Source organism: Methylobacterium sp. TK26 (genome assembly GCF_055361565.1).
Map to the genome: position 1 here is coordinate 1,440,715 of NZ_CM143965.1, position 18,715 is coordinate 1,459,429.

Below are 18,715 nucleotides of genomic sequence, written 5' to 3' on the forward strand. Positions count from 1 at the left end.
GAATCTCGCCTTCGCGCAGTGCGCGCGGCGAGCGGCAGGTGCTGGTCGTTGACGCCAAGCAGAAAAGCGCTGCCGCGTTACGGCATCATGGCGCAACGGCGTCGTGACGCTCCGATGCCATGGCGCCTTGATGCCGTGAGGCCAAGGCGTCGGAGCGCAAGGGTGGCATGGAATGGTGATGCCGCAGCGCTGAACTGCCGTGAGGTGGCATCTTGGAGCTGTCTCTCGCGCGAGGGGATCGCGTGATGGACGTGCTCGCGATTGCGACCCAAAAGGGCGGTACCGGCAAGACCACAGTCAGCGTCAACCTTGCGGTCGCCGCCGCCGAGGTAGGACGGCGCGTCGCCGCCCTCGATCTCGACCCGCAGGCCTCGCTCGCCGGCTGGGCCGCCCGACGCGAGGCCGACGATCCGGCCGTCGACCATCTCGGGTTGGAGCGGATCGGGCAGTTGCCCAAGATTTTCGCCGCACTCGAGCGGCAGGGTTACGACCTAGTCGTCCTCGACAGCGCCGGTGCCTTGAACCCCACAGCGTACTTCGCCCTGCGCGCGGCCAGCCTCGTCCTGATCCCCGCCCGGCCCACCCTGCTCGATCTGCTCGCGACCGAGCCGACACTTCGCGCGCTCGCTGAGATCGGCCTCGCCGACCGCGTGGCCCTGCTGCTGAACCAGTGCCCGACGCAAGGTCAGGCACGCGCGGCGACCTATGCCGAGCGACTTCGCCGCTGGGGGCATCTCGCCGAGCCACCGCTGACCCAGCGCGTGGATTACCAGGACGCGCTGCTCGGCGGGCAGGGCGTCACCGAGTTCGCTCCAGCCGGCAAGGCGGCCGGGGAGATCCGCGCCCTGTGGGCTTGGATAGAGCAGCGCCTAAAGGAATCCTGCCCATGAGCGAGACGACCCGCCGCCCCCTGAAGCGCCTCGGCCTGCTCAGCGGCCTCGATCTGTCTGAGCCGCAACCCGACCTAGGCGTGGCAGACACTCTGGCCGATCACTCCACCACTACGGATGACCGTGCTACGGCAGAGCCTCCTCGCGAGGTCCGGACCCCGAGCGGCCGCCCCTCGGACACGATGCGGCGAACCTCGGTTTATCTGTCTGCCGCGATGCTGCGACGGCTGAAGGAACTCGCGATCGCTCGCGACTGCAAAGTGAACGACCTCCTGGTCGAAGGGGCAGCGTCCGTAATTCGGGAGAGCGGTCACACGCCGACTACGACCTCTCGCGACGTGCGCTGAACCCGTCGATGCCTTCGCGCTGGCGCCACGGCGCCAGGGCATCACCGGCCTCCGACGTCGTGATGCTCCGGGATCATAGCGCTCCAGCATCACGGCGTTCCAGCGCGGGAGCGCTGCGGATGCTCGATCCCCATCCCGGGAGCTCTGCATCCGGCACGGCGGGGATGCATTCGTTGCACCGAACAGGCGCGCGGCCTGATCAAGCAGATTGTCGAATGCCATGACAGGACCGGCGGCGTCGAGACACGCCAGAACTGCCTGAGATGACGCTCCTAGTAGGCGGTGAGCACAGCCTCGAACAGCTTCGCCTTCGATCCGAACGCCGCAATCAGGCTCTGGGGATGTGGAACGGCCATTGTCGACAGCAGCGCCTTATACGAGGCGCCGCCGTAGCCGCACTCCCAGAACAGCAGCATCGCCTGTTCCAGGGCCCGCTCCCGATCGAAGCGCCAAGAGCGTCCGCGCGCTATCGCAACCTCAATATCCTGAGTGGTCGCTCATTAGATGGATAGAGGGCGACGCCGGTCCAGGCAACGGAGGGTGATCGAGCACTCAGATGAGCGGTCACTCAGACAGCCAACAGACATGACGAAAGAATGGAAGACGACGCGCTCCCGGGCCTCTGCGGCCGCGGGAGCGGAGGGATGAGGTCAAGCGACACGGATTTGGCGAAGGCCCTGCGCCCCAAAAGCCCATGGAGGACGGGGACGGCAGAACGCGGCGCTCGGACAGCGCTCGCGGGACGGTCGGTGAGGCGCCTTCGCCCCTTCCCCTGATGATGGACACCACAAATGACGGATACAGATCATGACGCGCCCGCCGGCGCGAACGAGCCCGGTCGCCCGCACGAGCCGTCGGGCTTGCAGGTGCGCGCACGGGTCGAGCGCCCGCGCCGGAACAAGGACGGCCTCGTCCTCGAACTCCAGCCCGTCGATCCCGACCGCGCCGGGCGGCTTCACGCCTTCCTCTCCGGCGACCTCATCCGCCAGATCCAGGACGCGACCGGGATCCTGCTCGATGCCGGTGCCATCGTCGGCGACCACGATGTGACACTGACCTTCGTGGCCGAGCTGCCGGGCAACCTCACTGCAGGGGTCGCCGGCTTCGTGCGCGACGCCTTCCTGACGGGATGGGCCGAGCAGGACGCTGCGGTCCGAGATGGCCTGGAAGCCGATTATCTCTGGGTTCGGCAGCACGACCTGCCAATCCCGCGCCGGCTCCGGCGGGTGTTCCTGATCGAGCCAGATGACGGCGCACCGCATCCGCTCGTCGATGCCCTCGCCCATTGGTGGGATCAGGGCGCCATCGAGCTGATCCGACATCCGATCGCGTTCGAGCAGCTGGGCTCGGTTACTGCGCTCCGCCACGCGTTCGATTGCGCCATCGATCAGTACGAGTGGGGCTCGCTCGACGTGGTGGTCGTGGATCCTGGCTCCGGGTTCGCGTTCCGCGAACTCTCGGAGGAAGGGCTGATGCGTCAGGTCGCCGTGCTGCCGGTGCCGGTGATCACGCGCCGCGCTTCGTCGCCGACGCTGCTCGACGGCTTGGCCCACCGGTGCTTCGATCACCCGGACGAGATCTTGGCCTTCCTCGCCGGCATCCTTCGGCAGGAGCTGCGGCTGGCCGACCGGGCGCGGCTCGATGCGATCGCCGAGCTGATCGAGGCGATCCCCAAGCCCAAGCGCAAGGCGAAGACGCCGCGCGGCAAGCAGGGGCCGCTGTTCGACTGACGCCACCCTCGACGATCCGGCCGCCGGCACGCTGGCCGGCGGATCACCTCCAGCTTGAATTATGCGAATGACACTATGCGACACCACAAATTCTTCCATACGACCCATGGGGGGGCTGTACCCTCGGCTCGCCCGGGCAATGTCCGTCCTCCTCCCGTCCTGATGGACAACAGGGAGCCGGACCGGCCCGCCGAAGAGATCCGCGAGTTGCGCGATCTGCTCGGCTGGCTGCGCCAGCGCCTGCGCGGCGAGCACACGGTGCGGGCAAGCGTCCTGACCGTCGAGCCCCTCGGGTCCGACGGCTCTCTGCTGCTGCTCGGCGAAGCCGATCCAAGCAGTAGCCTCGAGCCGCCCCGGCTCAAGGTTCGGCTCGCCGCCGCCGACCTCGCCGCCTTCCGGGATGCGATCGGCGAAGCCCTCGATCCAGTAGCCTTGGTAAACAGGCGGATCGTGGTCAGGCTGCAGACCAGCTTGCGCCAGCGCTTCGGGCGCGGGGCCGGGGTGCAGGCCCGGGTCACCGCCGTCATCTCGGTCGACGCGGTGTCGATCGAGGGCGAGATCGAGCGGGAGCAGACGCTGCAGCGCCTACGGCGCGAGGGGCGCTGCTTCGGCCCCGGGACTTGGGTGGAGCCGGAGGATCCGCGCCACATCGCGCTGATCGCTGCCGAGTTCGGCGATGCCCTTCGAGACGTCGAGCACGTCCTGTGTCCGTTAGAGGACAGCGGCCTGATCCGGCTCCACCGGATCTACGCGATGTTCGAGGGACCGTCGGCGGAGCGTTCGTTGCGCGAGGCGTTCGCCCGAGCGGGCGAGCTGCACCGCGAGCATGGCCTGTCGGCGACCCTGGTGTGCCGGGGCGGCGGTCCGGTCGGGGGGTTCCAGGCCCTCAACGCCTACGCGACGGTGCGCGCGGCCACCGAGGCTCCGAACATCATCGCCGGGCTCGGCCATGCCGGGACGCCGCTCACCGCCCTGGATGCGGTCGCGGCGCGATCGGAACCGACACCAACGGCCGCGGCGATGCTGGTGCGCCAGCTTCTCGAAAACACCGGCGTCCGGGCCGAGCGCGCGCTCATGGCCTACGACGCCGCCGTCGCGGAGGATCTAGAGGCGGCCGGGCGCATCGCCCTGGCCTGGGCCTCGCATGGCTTCGACCAGGGCCTGCGCGATCTCGCAGACCTCGCCGAACGGCGGCTGCGCCAGCTGGATCGGGGCGTCGAGCGCAGCCTGCTGACCGGCCTCGCTGCGGCGTCGGGCATGGCGACCGGCGCGACGATCGAGATTGAGCCTCACGCCGCACCTGTCGAGGTGCTCGACTTCGGCGACGGCGATGACCCGGCTTGGGAACCGGGTTGGGCGCTGGTGACGTCGGCCGACACTGGCCTTGTCATCGAGCGCTACGACGAACTCACGTCGAACATGCCGCTGTTCCTGCACTTCCGCGACGGGACGATCTTCGTCCGGATCATTCCGACCTTCGTCACTTACAACTGATTACACAACCAGGAGATTGACCATGACTCAAACCCGCACACCCGAGACCCCGACTTTCCTGACCGCAGTTCGGCGCATTGAGGCGCTGACCCAGGAAATTCAGAAGGGCGGTTTGGCCGCCTTCGAGAAGGCCGAGGCCGCTTATGTCGAGGTGCAGGAGCTGCGCGCCGTGCTGAACGCACGGATATCGGATCTGCGCCGCCGGGCAGCATAAGACGGCAATTCACATCACCGCCAATGCCAAAGCGTCGGCGGTGATCACTGCAGGAATGCGCCCGCGACACTCGTTGCAGAAGCAGCCTCAGCAGAGGCGTGCGTACTGATCCAAACCCCAAAAGGGCCGATTTACCTCTACCGTGGACAAAGCCGTAGCTGTGGTCGGATCGGGCGCCTGAAGTCGCCATTCCGTACATGCTCTCTCTGGAGCAGATTACGACGGTCGAACGCCGCCGTTCGGCTTGGAAACGATCTGTTGCAGAAGCGGACGGTCTGCTTGCGACCCAACTTGGACGCATAGGCAGCTGTCTGCGCTACCGGAAAGCAGACAGTTTCCACTTCGGCCGCCGACCTTGCTCAGGCGGCCCGACGACCAAGCGGCTTGCCACGACGGGATACGCCGAGCCCCTTGCGGGCATCGCATTTCAATCCGTGACTATGCCAGCCGTCAGACTGACCATGCTGCCAGCCGCGATGACATCCGTGGGCGGAGGCGGAGCCTACCCACGAGGCGGCCAACAGTCCGACCACGATAGCGAGTGCACGCATCAGGATGTCCCTTCCGATCCAAGAAACACAGCGTCAGAAGCGGCCCGCCAGCGTCAGGCGAACGGCGGTCGGTTCGACAGGATGGAAATGGCGGTCGGCCACCCCATCAGCGCCCTCACCCAGCAGGCGGGACACGTAGTAGTAGGTGATCTGATCGGCCTTGGCGTTTGTCAGGTTCAGTACGTCGAGCGAGAGGCTTATCCCGTTGTCGAAGTTGTAGCCGATCCGCCCATTCAGGAGTGCGGTGGGCTTGGAACGCACGGAGTTGTCCTCGATCAACGGGCGCGGACCGAAGTAACGGAACCGCAGACTGCCAAACCAGCCTAGACCTTCGCCAAAGGTGATGCCCGCCGATGCAATGGTAGTAGGGGCCTCCGGCACGCGTTGGCCAACCGGGTCGCGGTCAGAGAAGCGGGCATTGGTGACAGTCAGGTCGCCTTCCAGCGCCAGCCATGGCGTCACCGCGTAGTGGTTGCTCCACTCGATGCCGAAGCGGCGGGTTGGCCGGCTCGGCTCCGTGGTGCCGGTGTCGCCCTGGAACAGGTTCTCGGAGGCGAAATCCAGCCGGAACAAGGCCAGTGAGGTTTCCAGTCCGGCGATGCTGCGGTTGCGGATGCCGACCTCGTAGCCGGTCGACGGGACGAGGAACGGCGAGCGCGCGACGTTGAACAACGGGCTGACTGGATCGACCGTCGCGGTCACACCCCTGGCATCGTTCGAATGGAAGCCGCCGCCGTAGTTCAAGTACAGCTCGGTATCAAGCCACGGCCCGAACACGGCGCCGAGCTTCGGGTTGACGATCCCGTCCCGGGCCTTGCCCGAGTTGGCCGGCGTGTCTGAACGGACATCGGCGTAGTAGCCGTCCGCCCGGAAGCCGACGCTGGTGCGGAACCAGTCGGTCCAGCGCATCCGGTTCTCGTAGTAGACCGCCGCGCTCGCCTCAAGCACCCGGTCATCCAGCACCGTTGAGCGAAACTGCCGGTTCGTCGTGTTGAACAGCCCGACGCGGATGGCATCGGTGCGCGTCTGGAACCCGATCTCGTTTTCCATCGGCAACCCGAACAGATCGCCGAGGAACACCCGTGAGACCTCGCCGCCGCCGAGCACGCGGCTGTCGCGCTGGCGGAACTGATCGCCGTTGACGGGGTCGTTCAGGAAATAGGTGAAGTTGTTCCAGAGGTTCATCTGGTAGCGGATCAGGTAGGCCGAGGCCCTCGTGACACCTCCCGCGTCCGATTGGCTCCACCGCCCCGATAGTGAGAAGCGGCCTGTGTCACCACCATCGGTCGGGTCGAGAGTGCCATAGCGGCCGATGATCCCCTCACTGACCCCTCGTTCCGCGATCTGGTTGGTCGCGTTCCACTTGGCCCAGTAGGCCATGCCGGTGACGGCGAAGCCGTCGAGGGATGTTCCCTGGCTGTATCGGACCACGCCATTGAGCTTGCGCAGGGCGTCGGGCACCACCCAGGGGCCGTCATAGGTCTGCGCCTCGCCGGCCACGAGCAGATTGCCCTCTCCGAGAGGCACCGACGCGGCGGAGAGCGCTCGCTTGAGGCCGAAGCTGCCAAAGGTGGTAAGCGCGATGTTGCGGTTGAGCTTGTCCAGATAGTCGATCTGCACCGAACCGGCCGAGGCGAAGTCGCCGTCGCGTACGAAGTAGGGACCCTTGTGAAATTCGACCGCGCTGACAAGCTCGGGGATCAGGAAGTTGAGGTCGGCATAGCCCTGACCGTGGGCATGGGTGCGCATGTTCACCGGCATGCCATCGACATGGATCGCGATGTCGGTGCCGTGGTCGAGGTTGAAGCCCCGCAGGAAATACTGGTTGGCTTTGCCTTCGCCGGAGTGCTGCGTGATGATCAGCCCCGGCACCTCTTCCAGCACCTCGCCGGGGCGGGTGACCGGGCGGCTGTTGATCTGGGCTCCGGTGATGATGCCCGCACTCGCGGCATCGACCGGGCGTAGGCCGCCGCCAATACCCGTGACCCCGCCGACATAGGCGGCGCTGGCATTGGGGGTCGCTGTGAACGTAGCGGCCGGCGCTTCCGCCACCACTGAAATCTCTGAGAGGGCAATGGTGCCAGCGGCCTCGGTCGCCGCTGGGGCAGCCCAGGCTTGGGACACCACCGCTAGAGCGCAGGCGGAACTGAGCAGGATCCGTTGATGCGCACGGAGAGAGGGCGACGGGGTAGAGCGGGACAACGGCGTTCCAGAAGCAGGACCAGGACGCACTCCTCGCACGTCCTGCGTATGCAAAACATACGCAAAGTTCACACCGTGGGCTGTGGCCGGCAGTCCTCAGGGCTCTGCGTTTTCGCCGTGGCCATGGGTGGGAACGACCGAACTGCCGTTCTCGGGGAGGAGATGCAGGTGACCGTAGCGCACCCCGCGCTGGGTAATGACGCTATCGGCATAGGCCCGCATCGCAGTGACCGGCCCGCGGAGTACAGCGACTTCGAGGCAATCGTCGCCATTCAAATGCACATGCATGCTGGCGATGGAAACTCTGTGATGGTGACCCTCGTCGGTCAGGCGGCGTGCCAAGTCGCGGATGCTGTGGTTGTAGACGTAGCTCAACGCCCCGTAGCAAGGAGCCGACCCGGCAGCCTCTGCCCGCTGGGGAGCAACTGCATCACGGACAAGGTCCCGGACAGCCTCGGACCGACTGCCATAGCCGCGTTGAACGCAGAGGCGATCAATGGCGAGCAGCAACTCGTCGTCAATCGTGATCGTGATGCGCTGCATGCCGGTCTCGTTGGCTGATCGCTGCCTTTGGTAAGGGCACGAAGAAGCGGTGGAAAGCCAAAGGGCCTACATCGTGACGTCCGGTGGTGTGCCCACACCGTTTGGAAGCAGACCAGCCGAAAACCACGCATCTGAGACGCCCTGAGGGTTATCGGCGCCGACGGCACATGGCCGAAAACGGAATGACCGCTTTGGAGTAGGCCCGCTGGAAAAGCGGACAGCCTCCTATCGACCCAACTGCGCCGTAGAAGCAGTCCGACGTCGTTCTCGAAAGCAGACATCGAAACTGGGCTCGCGCCGCCAAGGTACTCTTATGAGTGTTCGCCTTCCGAACTAGCGCCCCCCACTCGATCAATCCACAGTCTGCATCTGGACGACACTGCCGAGTTCACCGGGCTTGCCCGAGACCACCACGAGGTAGCGCCGGCTAGCGCCGGCATCCGTGCGGGTGACCTGTCGGATCGGGCCGATCGCGTTGACGATGGCCGCGCCGGCCGGGTTGGTCATGAAGGCGGCGAGCGGCTCCAGGCCGGTCGCTCCCTTCGGATTGGCGGCGAGCGCCAGCACGAAGGGCATTTTCGCGGGCAGTCCTGTGACCGCGGCCTGTAGCGTTTGCAGCACGCCTTGGTCGAACAGGGTGACCTGCGTCGCCGGCTTGTCATCGGAACCGGTGAGCGTCAGCGCGCTGGTCTTGCCGGCAGCACCCAGCGGCTGGAGGTTCTGCTTTCCGTCGCCCTCCGGCACGGCGTTCGGGACGTAGGCGACGCCCTGCGGACCCTGCCCGATCGGCACCTCAGCGATCACCGTGTTCGACGCCGTGTCGATCACCGCCGCCATGTCGGCGTTCTCCAGGCCGACATAGACGCGGCTGCCGTCGCCCGAGGGCCAGAGCCCGTGCGGCAGGGCGCCGGTCGCGATGGTGGCGACCTGAGAGAAGTCGTCGGTGCGGAACACCTTGAGCTGGTTCAGGCCGCCGATCGTCACGTAGGCGAACTGGCCGGCCTTGGTCGAGACGATGTTGACGTGGTTGGTGATCGGCCCGGTCTCGATCGTCTTCAGCGGCGCGAAGGGCGGACGCGCCGAAAACACTTGGGTGCGGCCGACATCCTTAAGGGTGAACCACACCTGCTTGCCGTCCGGCGTCGCGGCGATGTCGGGGCAGAACGGGCTCTCTTGCTTCACGCGGCCGACGATGGTGTGGGTCTTGGTGTCGATGACGACGGTCTCGGGGCTGAAGCTGGAGCAGACGTAGCCGTAGGCGCCGTCCGGCGAGAAGATCGTCATGCCGGGCCCGTTCGGTACGGTGATCCGGCGGGTCTCCTTGGCGGTGGCGGCATCGAGCACCGCGATATGGTCCTCGCCGCGCACGCTCACCCAAACCTCTCGGCCGTCCGGCGTGAAGAAGGCTTCGTGCGGCGAGCGGCCGACATAGGCGGTGTGGCGGACCGCGTTGGTCGCCGTGTCTATGAAGCTCACGGAGTTCGAACCGATCGAGACCGCGAGCAGGGTCCTGTGGTCCGGCGAGAAGCCCATGCCGTGAACCAGAAGCTGCCCGCGATAGAGCGGGCTCAGGTTCATCGGCGTCGGGTCGCCGAGCCGGATCACCCCGAGCAGGGTGTTGGCGGCGGGATCGACCACCGAGACCGTGTTGGAGAACTGGTCGGAGGTGTAGAACCGATCCTTGCCGCTAACCGGCACGTCCGGGGCGGAAGCTGCGCCCGGGGCCTGCCCGGCGAGCGCCGGGCCGGAGAGCAGCGCGAGGGCGAGGATAGTCAGGGCGGTCTTCATCGGCGGGTCTCCGAGGGCATGGCGGCGGGGGCTGCACTGTGGTCGTGGGAATGGGCCGCACCAGTCGATGGCTGCGGCGCTTTAGGAAGACTGGCGAGCGCACGGCGCATCACATCGATCTCCTGGCCCTGCTCGACGACGATTCCTTGCGCGAGGCGACGCAGGACCGGATCCTTGCCGTAGAGCAGCTCCGCCTTGGCCATCGCGATCGCGCCCTCGTGGTGGGGGATCATCATCGCGGCGAAATCGCGGTCGGGATCGCCCGAGGGCGGGACCATCATGTCGGCGTGCATCCGCGTCATCGACTGCGCCATCATCGCGTCGAACGACGTTGACGACGCGGCCGGAGGCTCGCTGGCGGCCAGCGTCGGGCGCATCATCATCCGGCCGCCGACGAGGCCGCTCGCCATCAGCGCCGACGTCACGGCAAATCCCAGTGCTCCGCGCATGCGGCCTCCTCGCGATCCGGTATCAATGGAAGGGATGCCAGAGGACCGCCTTTATTCCGCGGCGGGGCCGAAAAAGCGTTCGCGCCGATGGGATCGCCTTTTTTCGTGTGTCAGCGGAATAAAGGCGCCCGTTTCGCATCCCTCCCGATGCGGTCATGCTCGACCGCGGGAGACTTCACCCATGCGCAATCTGCTGATCCGCACCGCCTTCGCGGCTATCGCCTTCTCCGCCGTGGCCGCCCAGGCCGCCGCGCCCGCCATGACGGCCGAGACCGCCAAGGGGCCGGCGCTCGTGGATGCCAAGAGCATGACCCTCTACACCTTTGACAAGGACATGGGCGGCAAGTCGATGTGCAACGGCCCCTGCGCCGCCAACTGGCCGGCCCTGACGGCTGCCTCCGGATCGGCGGCCTCCGGCGATTGGACGACGGTGACCCGGGACGACGGCACGATGCAGTGGGCCTACAAGGGCAAGCCGCTCTACACCTTCGCCAAGGACACCAAGCCGGGCGACACCACCGGTGACGGCTTCCTCAACGGTGCGTGGCACATCGCAAAGCCCTGATCGGTGAATGCCCGGATCGGCTCCCTCTGATTGGGACACGTCGTTGGACGAGATCGCCCCCCTGATCGAACCGCAGATCCCGGCCCTGCGGCGCTACGCGGTCGCGCTTCTTCGGGATCGCGAAGCGGCGGACGACCTCGTCCAGGACACCCTGGAGCGGGCATTGTCCGCCTGGTCCGGGCGTCGCCGCGACGGCGACCTGCGGGCGTGGTTGTTCACGATCGAGCGCAACCTGTTCCTCGCCGCCGTCCGACGCCGGGGCCGGCGCGGCGCCGATCTCGGCGCGGAAGCGTTGGAGCAGGTGCCCGATCCGAGCGCCGACCCGGGGGCAGCTTTGGGAGCCCGTGACGTACTCGCAGGGCTCGACACCCTGCCCGAGGAGCAGCGCTCGGTGTTGCTCCTCGTGGCGGTGGAGGACCTGTCCTATGCCGAAGCGGCACAGGTGCTCGGGGTGCCGCTCGGCACGGTGATGTCACGATTGAGCCGGGCGCGCACGCGGATGCGCGGATTTGTGGAGACGGGCCGGACAGGCCTGCTGAGGAGGGTTAAATGAGCGGGGATCCGCGCCCGGTCGGCGAGGACGATCTGCACGGCCTGATCGACGGCCGCCTTGAACCGGAGCGGCAGGCGCTGGTCGAGGCGTGGCTCGTGGGGAACCCCGCGCGTGCGGCTGAAGTCTCGACGGACCGAGTTCTGCGCGAGCGCCTGCGCGCCCGCCTCGCGCCGATCGCCGAGGAGGCGATCCCGGCGCGACTGCGGGTGGCCAACATCCGCTCGCGACACCTGTACCCTGGCGCACGCTGGTTCCCCATGGCGGCTGCGGCCGTGCTCTGCCTCGCGCTCGGCAGTGCCGGCGGCTGGGTTGGCCATGCCCTGCACGGTGTGCCCGCGGCGGCGGCGGTGGCGGAGGCACCGGCGACGCAGGACGCGGTCGCAGCCTTCCGCACCTTCGTGGTCGAGGCGGTGCATCCGGTGGAGGTGCGCGCCGACGAGAAGCCCCACCTCGTGACGTGGCTCTCGAAGCGTCTCGGTCACGCGGTCGCGGCCCCCGACCTCTCGGCGCAGGGCTTCCGGCTGATGGGCGGGCGCCTGTTGCCGGCCGGCACCGAGCCCGCGGCGATGTTGATGTACGACGACGACCGCGGCACCCGGCTGACGCTCTACAGCCGCGTCGGTGACGGCGACGGCCGCACGCTCTTCCGCTTCGCCCGCGAGGGCGACATCGCTGCCTTCTCCTGGGTCGATGGTGGCATGTCATACGTCGTCACCGGCCGCACCGACGAGGCCCGGCTGCTCTCCGTCGCGCAGGCGGTCGATGCGCACGTCCGCGGCCTCGCGCCGGATCGTCGGCAGCCATGACCCTCGATCAGCTTCGCATCTTCGTGGCGGTGGCCGAGCGACAGCACGTGACGCGGGCCGCCGAGGCGCTGAACCTCGTCCAGTCGGCGGTCAGCACGGCGATCGCCAACATCGAGGGGCGGCACGCGACGAAGCTGTTTCACCGGGTTGGCCGCGGGATCGAGCTGACCGAAGCAGGGCGCGTGTTCCTCGTCGAGGCCCGCGCCGTGCTCGCCCGGGCCGAGGCCGCCGAACTTGTGCTCGCCGACCTCAGCGGCCTACGACGCGGGACGCTGGCGCTTTTTGCCAGCCAGACCATCGCCAGCGACTGGCTGCCTCGCCACCTCGTCGCCTTCCGCCGGGCCTACCCTGAGATCGCTATCCGGTTGGCGGTGGGCAACACCACCGACGCCGCCGACGCGGTGCGCGCGGGGCAGGCCGAACTCGGCTTCGTCGAGGGGGCGCTGGACGACCCGACGCTCGCAAGCACGACCATCGCCCAGGACAAACTCGTCCTCGTGGTCGCCCCAAACCATCCCTTCGCCGGGGCGGCTGCACTCGCACCCGAAGACCTCGCCGGGGCCGACTGGGTGCTGCGCGAAGCGGGATCGGGAACCCGCTCGGCCTTCGAGGCGACCCTGGGTGCGGCCGGCCTTGCCGCGGCCCAGCTCCGGGTCATGCTCGAACTGCCCTCGAACGAGGCAGTGCGCGCCGCCGTCGAGGCCGGGGGCGGGGCCGCCGTCCTGTCCGAGACCGTGGTCGCCGCAGCGCTTCGAACCGGGACCCTGGTGCGGGCGGCGTTCGACTTACCGAGCCGGCCGTTCCGGGTGCTGCGCCACAAGGAGCGCTACCGCAGCCGGGCCGCCGACGCGCTTCTCGACCTGATCGCGACGGCGAACATCAAATGAGCGAGCCCGCGAAACCAGTGCCCCCCGACGACCCGCGGGTGAGGCTCGCCGAGGACCGGACGGTGCTGGCAGCCGAGCGTACGTTCGTGGCGTGGCTTCGAACCGGGCTCGCCTTTCTGGGCGTCGGCTTGGCCGCGCAGCGCTTCCTGCGGGAGGTGCTGGCGGTCTGGCCGCTGAAGGTGCTGTCGCTCACGTTGATCGGCTGCGCGCTTGCCTCGTTCGCCGGCGCCGCATGGCGGGACCGGGCGATCCGGGCGCGTCTCGCCCATGCCGAGATCCCGATGATGCCGCGCATCCTCACCATCGGGATCGCGGCCTTGCTGATCGCGATCTCGGGCCTCGCGGCCACCGCCTTGCTCTGGGCGTGATGATCAGGCCACGGTGACCCGCACCCGGTGCCATGCGGCGCTAAGGTAGCCCTTGTAGTTCCAGGTGTCGTCGGGGGCGGCCGGCTGGGTCTGGCCGGCGGAGTCCCAGGCCCGCACCGCAAGTTCGTGCTCGCCGGCCGTCAGCTCGCGCTCGATCTCCCAGAATGTCCACGCGTAGGGCGCGTCGGCATCGCGGTCGATCCGGGCCTGCGCCCAGCTGCGGCCGCCATCCGTCGAGACGTCGACGCGGGCGACCGCGCGGTCGCTGGCGATGGCATAGCCGCGGATCGCGTGCCGGCCGGCCTTCAACGCCGCGCCGCGGGCGGGCTCGCAGATCGCGCTGTTGAGCGGCATCGCCTCGATGGTGATGCCGTGGGCGGGGTCCGCGGTCTCGGCCGTCACGTCGGGCGGAAACAGCTTGTAGTCGTCGGCCTGCATCGGGTTGTCGGAGGGCCGGTCCTGCACCGTGATCCGGGCGAGCCATTTCGGGCTGCGGATGCCGGCAAATCCCGGCACCACCACGCGCAACGGATGGCCGTGCTCGGGGGCGAGAGGCTCGCCGTTCATCGCGAAGGCAAGCAGCGTCTCGGGCGCCAGCGCCTTGGCGAGCGGGATCGAGGCGCCGAAGCGCGTGTCCGTGTCCGCGATCCGGTCGTGGCTCTCGAAGGCGACGTAGCGCTCTTCATCTGCATCGATGCCGGCCGCGCGCAGCACCTCGGCGAGCCGCACGCCGGTCCATTCCGCGTTGCCGATGGCACCGGGCGCCCACGGGTCACCGGAGACCGGCGCCACCGCCAGCATGTCGGCCCGTCTGTTGCCGGCGCATTGCATCACCGCCGTGACGGTGGCGTGCGCAAAGCGCGCCTTGAGTTCCGCGAGGGAGAGTTCGAGCGGCATGGTGACCATGCCATCTACCGTCAGGCGGTAGCTGTCGGCGTCGAGGTCCGGGATGTCGCCGTGGCTGCGGACGTAGAAGTCGGCCTGTTCGGTGAGGAACGCCGCCCGCAGGCGATCGAGCGGCGGCTCGGCGTTGTAGGGCGCCTTTCCGTGGACGATGAGGCGGTCCTTGCGCTGGAACAGGCGGAGCATGGGGTCTTTGTCCTGCGTACTTGACATGTCGACGACGAGAACGCGCCGGGGGCGATAAGGCCCCCGGCGCGCGTCGCCTCAGGGCTTCATTGTCGAGACCACCGCATTCTTCGCGCGATCGACCACGGCGACGCTGAGATCGCGGTTGAGGACGTAGGCGCGGGCGTTGTCGGCCGAGAACGCGATCGCCTGGCGCGGCTCGTTCAGGCCGGTCACCGTGGCGACAACCTTGAGGGTGCCGGTGTCGATCACTGAGAGTGAGTTGTCCTTGAGGTTGCCGGAATAGACGAAGCGACCGTCCGGTGTCAGTGCGGCTCCGTAGGGGTCCTTGCCCACCTCCACCTCGGAGGTGACTTTGCGGGCGGCGATATCGACCACTCCGATGGTATTGCGGCCGCTGTTGGCGGCAAACAGCGTCTTGCCGTCCTTGGTGATCGAGATGGCGCGCAGCTTGTCGAACCCAGCGATCTCGCCGGTGATCTTGTTGGTGGCGGTATCGACCAACGTGATTTTGTCGCCGAGGAAGTTCGTCACGAACACGGTCTTGCCGTCGGGCGACAGCTTCACGCCCTGGCGCGGCTGCGCGAAGCCGGGAATCACGGCATCTGCCAGCATAGTCTTGGTGTCGAACACGGTCAGCGTGCTCGCGGCCTCGTTGTTGACGTAGAGCTTGCCCCCGTCGGCCGAGAGCACGGTGCCGAAGACCCCGGGCCCGGCGGCGAGAACGCCGGCTTCCTTGCCGGTGCCGGTCTCGTAGACCGTGATCCGGCCGGTGCCGCTGTCGGAGACGTAGAAGCGGGCGCCGTCCGGCGCGAACACGATGTTGCGCGGCGTGACGAAGCCGTCGAGGCGGCGCAGCACCGTGCCCTTGGCGACGTCGTAGACGACGACGGCGCTCTCCTCGCTGTTCGATACAGCGGCGACGGTCCCGGCAGCGTTCAGCGCCAAGGCGTTGTTCTTGATCGCGCCGTCGAAACCAGCGGCGGACCCGGGCTGGCCCTGGGCGAGAAGCAAGGCAGCTCCGGCGAGGAAGGCGCGGAGACTGGTGCGGATATGGGTCATGAAGCGGGTCTCTTGGGCATGCGCGCTCGTTCGGCGGCCGGGGCCAGCCGTGCGGGCGGGTTCGAAATCGGATTGCGTCGTGCGGGACCGGTCCGGCCATGCATCGCCTTAAGGAGATGCCAGCGAGGGCGGTCTATTCCCCGAGGCCGGCGAAAAAACGCGGCGGCCTCGGGATTCGGGAGTTCAGGGGGTCGGCTTCAACGCCGTGAGGTAGTCGACGATGGTCTGCACGTCGGCCTGATCGACCGGAGCCTTGTAGATGTGGACCATCTTGTTCACGGTCTCGGTCCACTGCGCCTTCGTGAGCTTGGGCTGGGTCAACACCATCCCGGCCGAATGGCAGGCGAGGCAGTTGTTGTTGACCGCCTCGGCCCCGGGCCCGTCGGGGAAGATCCGGTCGGAGGTCGGCATCTCGATCGATTGCGAGGTGAAGCGCATCGGCTCGGGAGCCGGGGCGGCGAGCGCCACCAGGGGAGACAGTATGAGCGCGACGCTGAGGGCTGCAGAGCGGATCGGGGTCATGGCTGTTCTCCTCAAGCGGCCTGGAAGGACACGGTTTCTATACCGTTCTGCATGAAGCCGGCCCCGTTCCAGACCCGGTCCGTGGGCTGCGCGACGCCGTTGGTGTTGGTGCAGCGGACCTTCACCGTGTGGGTGCCGGCGGCCAACGCCGGCAGGCTGCCCTCGAAGCGGCGGAAGCTGTAGGGGCCCTCGTCCGCGCCGAGCTGTGCTGGAAACCACGTCGCGCCGCCGTCGCCGGAGAAGTCGACCGCCTTCACCCCGCAATCGCCGCCGAAAGCGATGCCGCGCAACGCCACCGGCGCGCCGGCCGTCACCTTGGCGCCATCCTGCAGGTTGGTGACGAACGAGCGCGGTACCATCTTGTTGATCGGCACCGTCTTGAAGCCGGTCTGGCCGGGCTTGATGTTGGCGCCCGGCACGTCCGGGATGCGGTAGGCGGTCTTCATCCAGTACTGGTCGTCGGGCTTGTCCAGCACCTCGATCTCCGACAACATCTTGACCCAGTAGGTCGAGTACCAGCCCGGCACCACGAGGCGAAGCGGGAAGCCGTTGAGAAGCGGCAATTGCTCGCCGTTCATCGCGTAGGCGATCATCACCTCACCGTCGTTGGCGTGGTCGAGATCGAGCGACTTCTTGAAGTCCGGCGCGTCGTCCACGACCGGCTCATCGAGGCCGCTGAAGCGCACCTGCACGGCACCGGCCTTCACCCCGGCCTTTTCGAGCACGTCCTTGAGGCGCACCCCGGTCCAGCGGGCGTTTCCCATCGAGCCGTTGGCCCATTGCGCGCCGGGAACCCGCGGCTCGAACAGCCCGCGGGAGTTGCCCGAGCACTGGTTGACCGCGGCGATCTCGAAGCGCGGCAGGCCGGCGATGGCATCGAGGGAGAGCGAGAGCTCCTTCTCGACATGACCGTGGACCTTGAGACGGAAGGTGCCGGCATCAACCTCGGTTGGGATCGAGGCCCAGTGCCAGCGCACGTAGAAGCGGTCGTTGGGGGTGAACACGCCCTCATCGAACACCGCAAACGGCGTCTCCAGCAGCGGCGGATGGGTACGCTGGAGGATCATCTCGCCCTTGCCGGGAAAGGCCGTCGTGAGATCCCGCACATCCGGGCCGCCGGGTAGCGGCAGCTTCACCGAGCCCGCGGCCCAGGCCGGCATCGCGGCGGCAAGGCTGCCGAGCCCGAGCCCGCCCAACAGGAGGCGGCGGTTCGTCGGTCTTTCCAATCCGTGCATGGTCTCTCCCTTCAAAGTTCGTCGGCGTCGATGCGTTCGAGGGCACCGGACCCGTGGCGATTCCTTGCGACTAGGGAGATGCTACGGGATGCGTTTAATTCCCACCAACGGTCTTTCGCGATGCGAACGATCTCCCAATGCGATGATTTGAGAATTTTGGATCTCCGCGCCGGTGGTGCCAGATATCGTCTCGACGTCAGACCGCCGGTGCTTCGACAGGCGCGGTCCTGCGACACCCGAACAAGGCGTGACGCTCGGCGAAACCGCGAAGGGCGACAATGCCGAGCGGTTCGAGGGCATGCGCCAGGCCGTGGAGGAAGGTGTCGGTGGCGATCAGCGGCGTGTCGTAGGTCTTGCACAGGCGCTCGACGCGAGCGAGCACGTTGAGATCGCGGCCGATCGCCGTGAAGTCGACCCGGTCGCCGCCGCCGATATTGCCGTAGGCGACCTCCCCAACATGAAGTGCGACGCCGACCTCAAAGGCAGCCCTGTCACCGTCGCGCAGGGTCGCAAGCGCATCGAGTGCGGCCTCGGCGGCACGCAAGGCGGCACGGCGCGCCTCGGCCTCGTCGCGATCGGCATCGAACACGGCCAGCAGCCCGTCACCAATATACTTTAGCACCTCGCCGCCTTCCGCCTCGACGGCCGGCACGATGGCATCGAACATCCGGTTGAGGGCGGCCACGACATGGTCGGGGCTTTGCCGGTCGGACAGTTCACCGAACCCGCGCAGATCGGTCAGCATCATCGCGGCCCGCATGAGGCGTACGTCGCCGCGCCGCACTGTGCCGGCCAGGATTTGCCGCGCCGGGTCGCGCCCGACATAGGCGCTCAGGACCGCGCCAAGCATGTCGTCGAGCGCCTTGATTTCGAACAGCAGCGAGAACGGCTCGACCAGCGCTAGCAACGTCTCGATCTCGATCGGCGTGAAGCCGCCCGGTCTCGCCGTGGCCCAGGAGGCGGCACCCATGCGTCCACGCGCGGCATGCAGCGGCGCGATGAGGTAGTCGGTCAGACCCTCGTTGCGAAGCTCGCCAAGCACGGGAAACGGCAGCGGCCCATCCCCGTCGAGACGGCATTGGAGTGGGGTCCGCGTCTCGACCACGTGCTCGACGGTGTTGCCGTGGAAGGTCGGCGTGCCCTCGATGCCGTGGCGGCGACGCAGGGCTAGGCTCGACGTTCCTGGATGCCAGACGCGCATCACCCACCGGAACGACGGATGCAGGGTCGGCGCGTGGGTGGTGGCGCGGGCCAGCGGCAGGCCAAGCCCCGAGAGGCACGCACTGAACCCATCGAGAAGGGCTGCCGCGTCCACCGCTTCGCGACCCGGCCCCATCAACCATCCCGTCGCCTGCGCGACTGCCTCGGATGAAGATTGGGACGAACGTGTCACGGCAATTCTTCCATCAAGGGGTCGGAT

20 protein-coding genes are annotated in these 18,715 nt (G+C 67.6%); 10 read left to right on the forward strand and 10 right to left on the reverse strand.

The window, feature by feature from the left end:
• Nucleotides 1–245 precede the first annotated feature (245 nt).
• Entirely contained in the window at nucleotides 246–890 is a 645-nt protein-coding gene (locus ACXJ1Y_RS07050) for an AAA family ATPase (protein WP_463849390.1), read from the forward strand.
• Nucleotides 887–1,237, forward strand: coding sequence for a hypothetical protein (locus ACXJ1Y_RS07055; protein WP_463849391.1), 351 nt, complete (start codon nucleotides 887–889; stop codon nucleotides 1,235–1,237). Before ACXJ1Y_RS07050 ends, ACXJ1Y_RS07055 begins: the two co-directional genes overlap by 4 nt.
• Before the next feature lie 272 nt (nucleotides 1,238–1,509).
• Here ACXJ1Y_RS07055 and ACXJ1Y_RS07060 read toward each other — a convergent pair whose 3' ends face one another.
• Nucleotides 1,510–1,653, reverse strand: a complete 144-nt coding sequence (locus ACXJ1Y_RS07060) for a hypothetical protein (RefSeq protein ID WP_463849392.1) — start codon at nucleotides 1,651–1,653, stop codon at nucleotides 1,510–1,512.
• Nucleotides 1,654–2,028: 375 nt separating this feature from the next.
• On the opposite strand from ACXJ1Y_RS07060, the gene ACXJ1Y_RS07065 reads away from it, so the two are divergent.
• The 3 genes from ACXJ1Y_RS07065 to ACXJ1Y_RS07075 all read left to right on the forward strand — a co-directional run bounded on the left by ACXJ1Y_RS07065 (nucleotide 2,029) and on the right by ACXJ1Y_RS07075 (nucleotide 4,675).
• On the forward strand, nucleotides 2,029–2,967 hold the full coding sequence (locus ACXJ1Y_RS07065) for a hypothetical protein (RefSeq protein WP_463849393.1): 939 nt from the start codon (nucleotides 2,029–2,031) through the stop codon (nucleotides 2,965–2,967).
• Between the two features lie 162 nt (nucleotides 2,968–3,129).
• Complete coding sequence (locus ACXJ1Y_RS07070) at nucleotides 3,130–4,461, forward strand: exodeoxyribonuclease VII large subunit (RefSeq protein WP_463849394.1); 1,332 nt, start codon at nucleotides 3,130–3,132, stop codon at nucleotides 4,459–4,461.
• Nucleotides 4,462–4,483: 22 nt separating this feature from the next.
• Entirely contained in the window at nucleotides 4,484–4,675 is a 192-nt protein-coding gene (locus ACXJ1Y_RS07075; RefSeq protein WP_463849395.1) for a hypothetical protein, read from the forward strand.
• Between the two features lie 584 nt (nucleotides 4,676–5,259).
• Here ACXJ1Y_RS07075 and ACXJ1Y_RS07080 read toward each other — a convergent pair.
• From ACXJ1Y_RS07080 to copM, 4 genes are all read right to left on the reverse strand, one after another.
• Nucleotides 5,260–7,278, reverse strand: a complete 2,019-nt coding sequence (locus ACXJ1Y_RS07080; protein ID WP_463849396.1) for a TonB-dependent receptor — start codon at nucleotides 7,276–7,278, stop codon at nucleotides 5,260–5,262.
• 246 nt (nucleotides 7,279–7,524) lie between these two features.
• Nucleotides 7,525–7,971, reverse strand: coding sequence for a nickel-responsive transcriptional regulator NikR (nikR, locus tag ACXJ1Y_RS07085; RefSeq protein ID WP_463849397.1), 447 nt, complete (start codon nucleotides 7,969–7,971; stop codon nucleotides 7,525–7,527).
• Nucleotides 7,972–8,322: 351 nt separating this feature from the next.
• On the reverse strand, nucleotides 8,323–9,759 hold the full coding sequence (locus ACXJ1Y_RS07090) for a YncE family protein (RefSeq protein ID WP_007557737.1): 1,437 nt from the start codon (nucleotides 9,757–9,759) through the stop codon (nucleotides 8,323–8,325).
• Entirely contained in the window at nucleotides 9,756–10,208 is a 453-nt protein-coding gene (gene copM, locus ACXJ1Y_RS07095; protein ID WP_007557739.1) for a CopM family metallochaperone, read from the reverse strand. The genes ACXJ1Y_RS07090 and copM overlap by 4 nt, the downstream gene beginning before the upstream one ends.
• Nucleotides 10,209–10,389: 181 nt before the next feature.
• Here copM and ACXJ1Y_RS07100 point away from each other — a divergent pair, with 181 nt between their 5' ends.
• The 5 genes from ACXJ1Y_RS07100 to ACXJ1Y_RS07120 are packed head-to-tail and all read left to right on the forward strand — an operon-like array spanning nucleotide 10,390 to nucleotide 13,387.
• Nucleotides 10,390–10,773, forward strand: coding sequence for a COG4315 family predicted lipoprotein (locus ACXJ1Y_RS07100; RefSeq protein ID WP_007557741.1), 384 nt, complete (start codon nucleotides 10,390–10,392; stop codon nucleotides 10,771–10,773).
• 43 nt (nucleotides 10,774–10,816) lie between these two features.
• The gene (locus ACXJ1Y_RS07105; RefSeq protein ID WP_007557743.1) at nucleotides 10,817–11,326 is read left to right on the forward strand and encodes an RNA polymerase sigma factor; all 510 of its coding nucleotides are present in this window, start codon (nucleotides 10,817–10,819) and stop codon (nucleotides 11,324–11,326) included.
• The gene (locus tag ACXJ1Y_RS07110; protein WP_007557745.1) at nucleotides 11,323–12,132 is read left to right on the forward strand and encodes an anti-sigma factor family protein; all 810 of its coding nucleotides are present in this window, start codon (nucleotides 11,323–11,325) and stop codon (nucleotides 12,130–12,132) included. Before ACXJ1Y_RS07105 ends, ACXJ1Y_RS07110 begins: the two co-directional genes overlap by 4 nt.
• On the forward strand, nucleotides 12,129–13,019 hold the full coding sequence (locus tag ACXJ1Y_RS07115) for a LysR family transcriptional regulator (protein WP_007557747.1): 891 nt from the start codon (nucleotides 12,129–12,131) through the stop codon (nucleotides 13,017–13,019). The genes ACXJ1Y_RS07110 and ACXJ1Y_RS07115 overlap by 4 nt, the downstream gene beginning before the upstream one ends.
• The gene (locus ACXJ1Y_RS07120) at nucleotides 13,016–13,387 is read left to right on the forward strand and encodes a YidH family protein (RefSeq protein WP_007557749.1); all 372 of its coding nucleotides are present in this window, start codon (nucleotides 13,016–13,018) and stop codon (nucleotides 13,385–13,387) included. Before ACXJ1Y_RS07115 ends, ACXJ1Y_RS07120 begins: the two co-directional genes overlap by 4 nt.
• Before the next feature lie 3 nt (nucleotides 13,388–13,390).
• On the opposite strand, the gene ACXJ1Y_RS07125 is transcribed toward ACXJ1Y_RS07120, so the two are convergent.
• The 5 genes from ACXJ1Y_RS07125 to ACXJ1Y_RS07145 all read right to left on the reverse strand — a co-directional run bounded on the left by ACXJ1Y_RS07125 (nucleotide 13,391) and on the right by ACXJ1Y_RS07145 (nucleotide 18,688).
• Nucleotides 13,391–14,476: a sulfite oxidase gene (locus ACXJ1Y_RS07125; protein ID WP_007557751.1), complete on the reverse strand. Its 1,086-nt coding sequence runs from the start codon at nucleotides 14,474–14,476 to the stop codon at nucleotides 13,391–13,393.
• 78 nt (nucleotides 14,477–14,554) lie between these two features.
• Nucleotides 14,555–15,538: a beta-propeller fold lactonase family protein gene (locus ACXJ1Y_RS07130; protein WP_210033460.1), complete on the reverse strand. Its 984-nt coding sequence runs from the start codon at nucleotides 15,536–15,538 to the stop codon at nucleotides 14,555–14,557.
• Between the two features lie 183 nt (nucleotides 15,539–15,721).
• Nucleotides 15,722–16,060 carry a c-type cytochrome gene (locus ACXJ1Y_RS07135; protein ID WP_007557755.1) on the reverse strand — a complete coding sequence of 113 codons (339 nt, stop codon included), beginning with the start codon at nucleotides 16,058–16,060 and terminating at the stop codon, nucleotides 15,722–15,724.
• 11 nt (nucleotides 16,061–16,071) lie between these two features.
• Nucleotides 16,072–17,295: a molybdopterin-dependent oxidoreductase gene (locus ACXJ1Y_RS07140; protein ID WP_007557757.1), complete on the reverse strand. Its 1,224-nt coding sequence runs from the start codon at nucleotides 17,293–17,295 to the stop codon at nucleotides 16,072–16,074.
• A gap of 196 nt (nucleotides 17,296–17,491) precedes the next feature.
• Nucleotides 17,492–18,688 carry an adenylate/guanylate cyclase domain-containing protein gene (locus tag ACXJ1Y_RS07145; RefSeq protein WP_243925885.1) on the reverse strand — a complete coding sequence of 399 codons (1,197 nt, stop codon included), beginning with the start codon at nucleotides 18,686–18,688 and terminating at the stop codon, nucleotides 17,492–17,494.
• Between the last annotated feature and the right edge of the window lie 27 nt (nucleotides 18,689–18,715).

What these genes read in the sequence shown, in the direction of transcription:
- ACXJ1Y_RS07050 (WP_463849390.1), top strand. Translation starts at nt 246, where the DNA reads ATGGACGTGCTCGCGATTGCGACCCAAAAGGGCGGTACCGGCAAGACC.
- ACXJ1Y_RS07055 (WP_463849391.1), top strand. Translation starts at nt 887, where the DNA reads ATGAGCGAGACGACCCGCCGCCCCCTGAAGCGCCTCGGCCTGCTCAGC.
- ACXJ1Y_RS07060 (WP_463849392.1), bottom strand. Translation starts at nt 1,653, where the DNA reads ATGCTGCTGTTCTGGGAGTGCGGCTACGGCGGCGCCTCGTATAAGGCG.
- ACXJ1Y_RS07065 (WP_463849393.1), top strand. Translation starts at nt 2,029, where the DNA reads ATGACGGATACAGATCATGACGCGCCCGCCGGCGCGAACGAGCCCGGT.
- ACXJ1Y_RS07070 (WP_463849394.1), top strand. Translation starts at nt 3,130, where the DNA reads ATGGACAACAGGGAGCCGGACCGGCCCGCCGAAGAGATCCGCGAGTTG.
- ACXJ1Y_RS07075 (WP_463849395.1), top strand. Translation starts at nt 4,484, where the DNA reads ATGACTCAAACCCGCACACCCGAGACCCCGACTTTCCTGACCGCAGTT.
- nikR (WP_463849397.1), bottom strand. Translation starts at nt 7,971, where the DNA reads ATGCAGCGCATCACGATCACGATTGACGACGAGTTGCTGCTCGCCATT.
- ACXJ1Y_RS07090 (WP_007557737.1), bottom strand. Translation starts at nt 9,759, where the DNA reads ATGAAGACCGCCCTGACTATCCTCGCCCTCGCGCTGCTCTCCGGCCCG.
- copM (WP_007557739.1), bottom strand. Translation starts at nt 10,208, where the DNA reads ATGCGCGGAGCACTGGGATTTGCCGTGACGTCGGCGCTGATGGCGAGC.
- ACXJ1Y_RS07100 (WP_007557741.1), top strand. Translation starts at nt 10,390, where the DNA reads ATGCGCAATCTGCTGATCCGCACCGCCTTCGCGGCTATCGCCTTCTCC.
- ACXJ1Y_RS07110 (WP_007557745.1), top strand. Translation starts at nt 11,323, where the DNA reads ATGAGCGGGGATCCGCGCCCGGTCGGCGAGGACGATCTGCACGGCCTG.
- ACXJ1Y_RS07115 (WP_007557747.1), top strand. Translation starts at nt 12,129, where the DNA reads ATGACCCTCGATCAGCTTCGCATCTTCGTGGCGGTGGCCGAGCGACAG.
- ACXJ1Y_RS07120 (WP_007557749.1), top strand. Translation starts at nt 13,016, where the DNA reads ATGAGCGAGCCCGCGAAACCAGTGCCCCCCGACGACCCGCGGGTGAGG.
- ACXJ1Y_RS07125 (WP_007557751.1), bottom strand. Translation starts at nt 14,476, where the DNA reads ATGCTCCGCCTGTTCCAGCGCAAGGACCGCCTCATCGTCCACGGAAAG.
- ACXJ1Y_RS07130 (WP_210033460.1), bottom strand. Translation starts at nt 15,538, where the DNA reads ATGACCCATATCCGCACCAGTCTCCGCGCCTTCCTCGCCGGAGCTGCC.
- ACXJ1Y_RS07135 (WP_007557755.1), bottom strand. Translation starts at nt 16,060, where the DNA reads ATGACCCCGATCCGCTCTGCAGCCCTCAGCGTCGCGCTCATACTGTCT.
- ACXJ1Y_RS07140 (WP_007557757.1), bottom strand. Translation starts at nt 17,295, where the DNA reads ATGCACGGATTGGAAAGACCGACGAACCGCCGCCTCCTGTTGGGCGGG.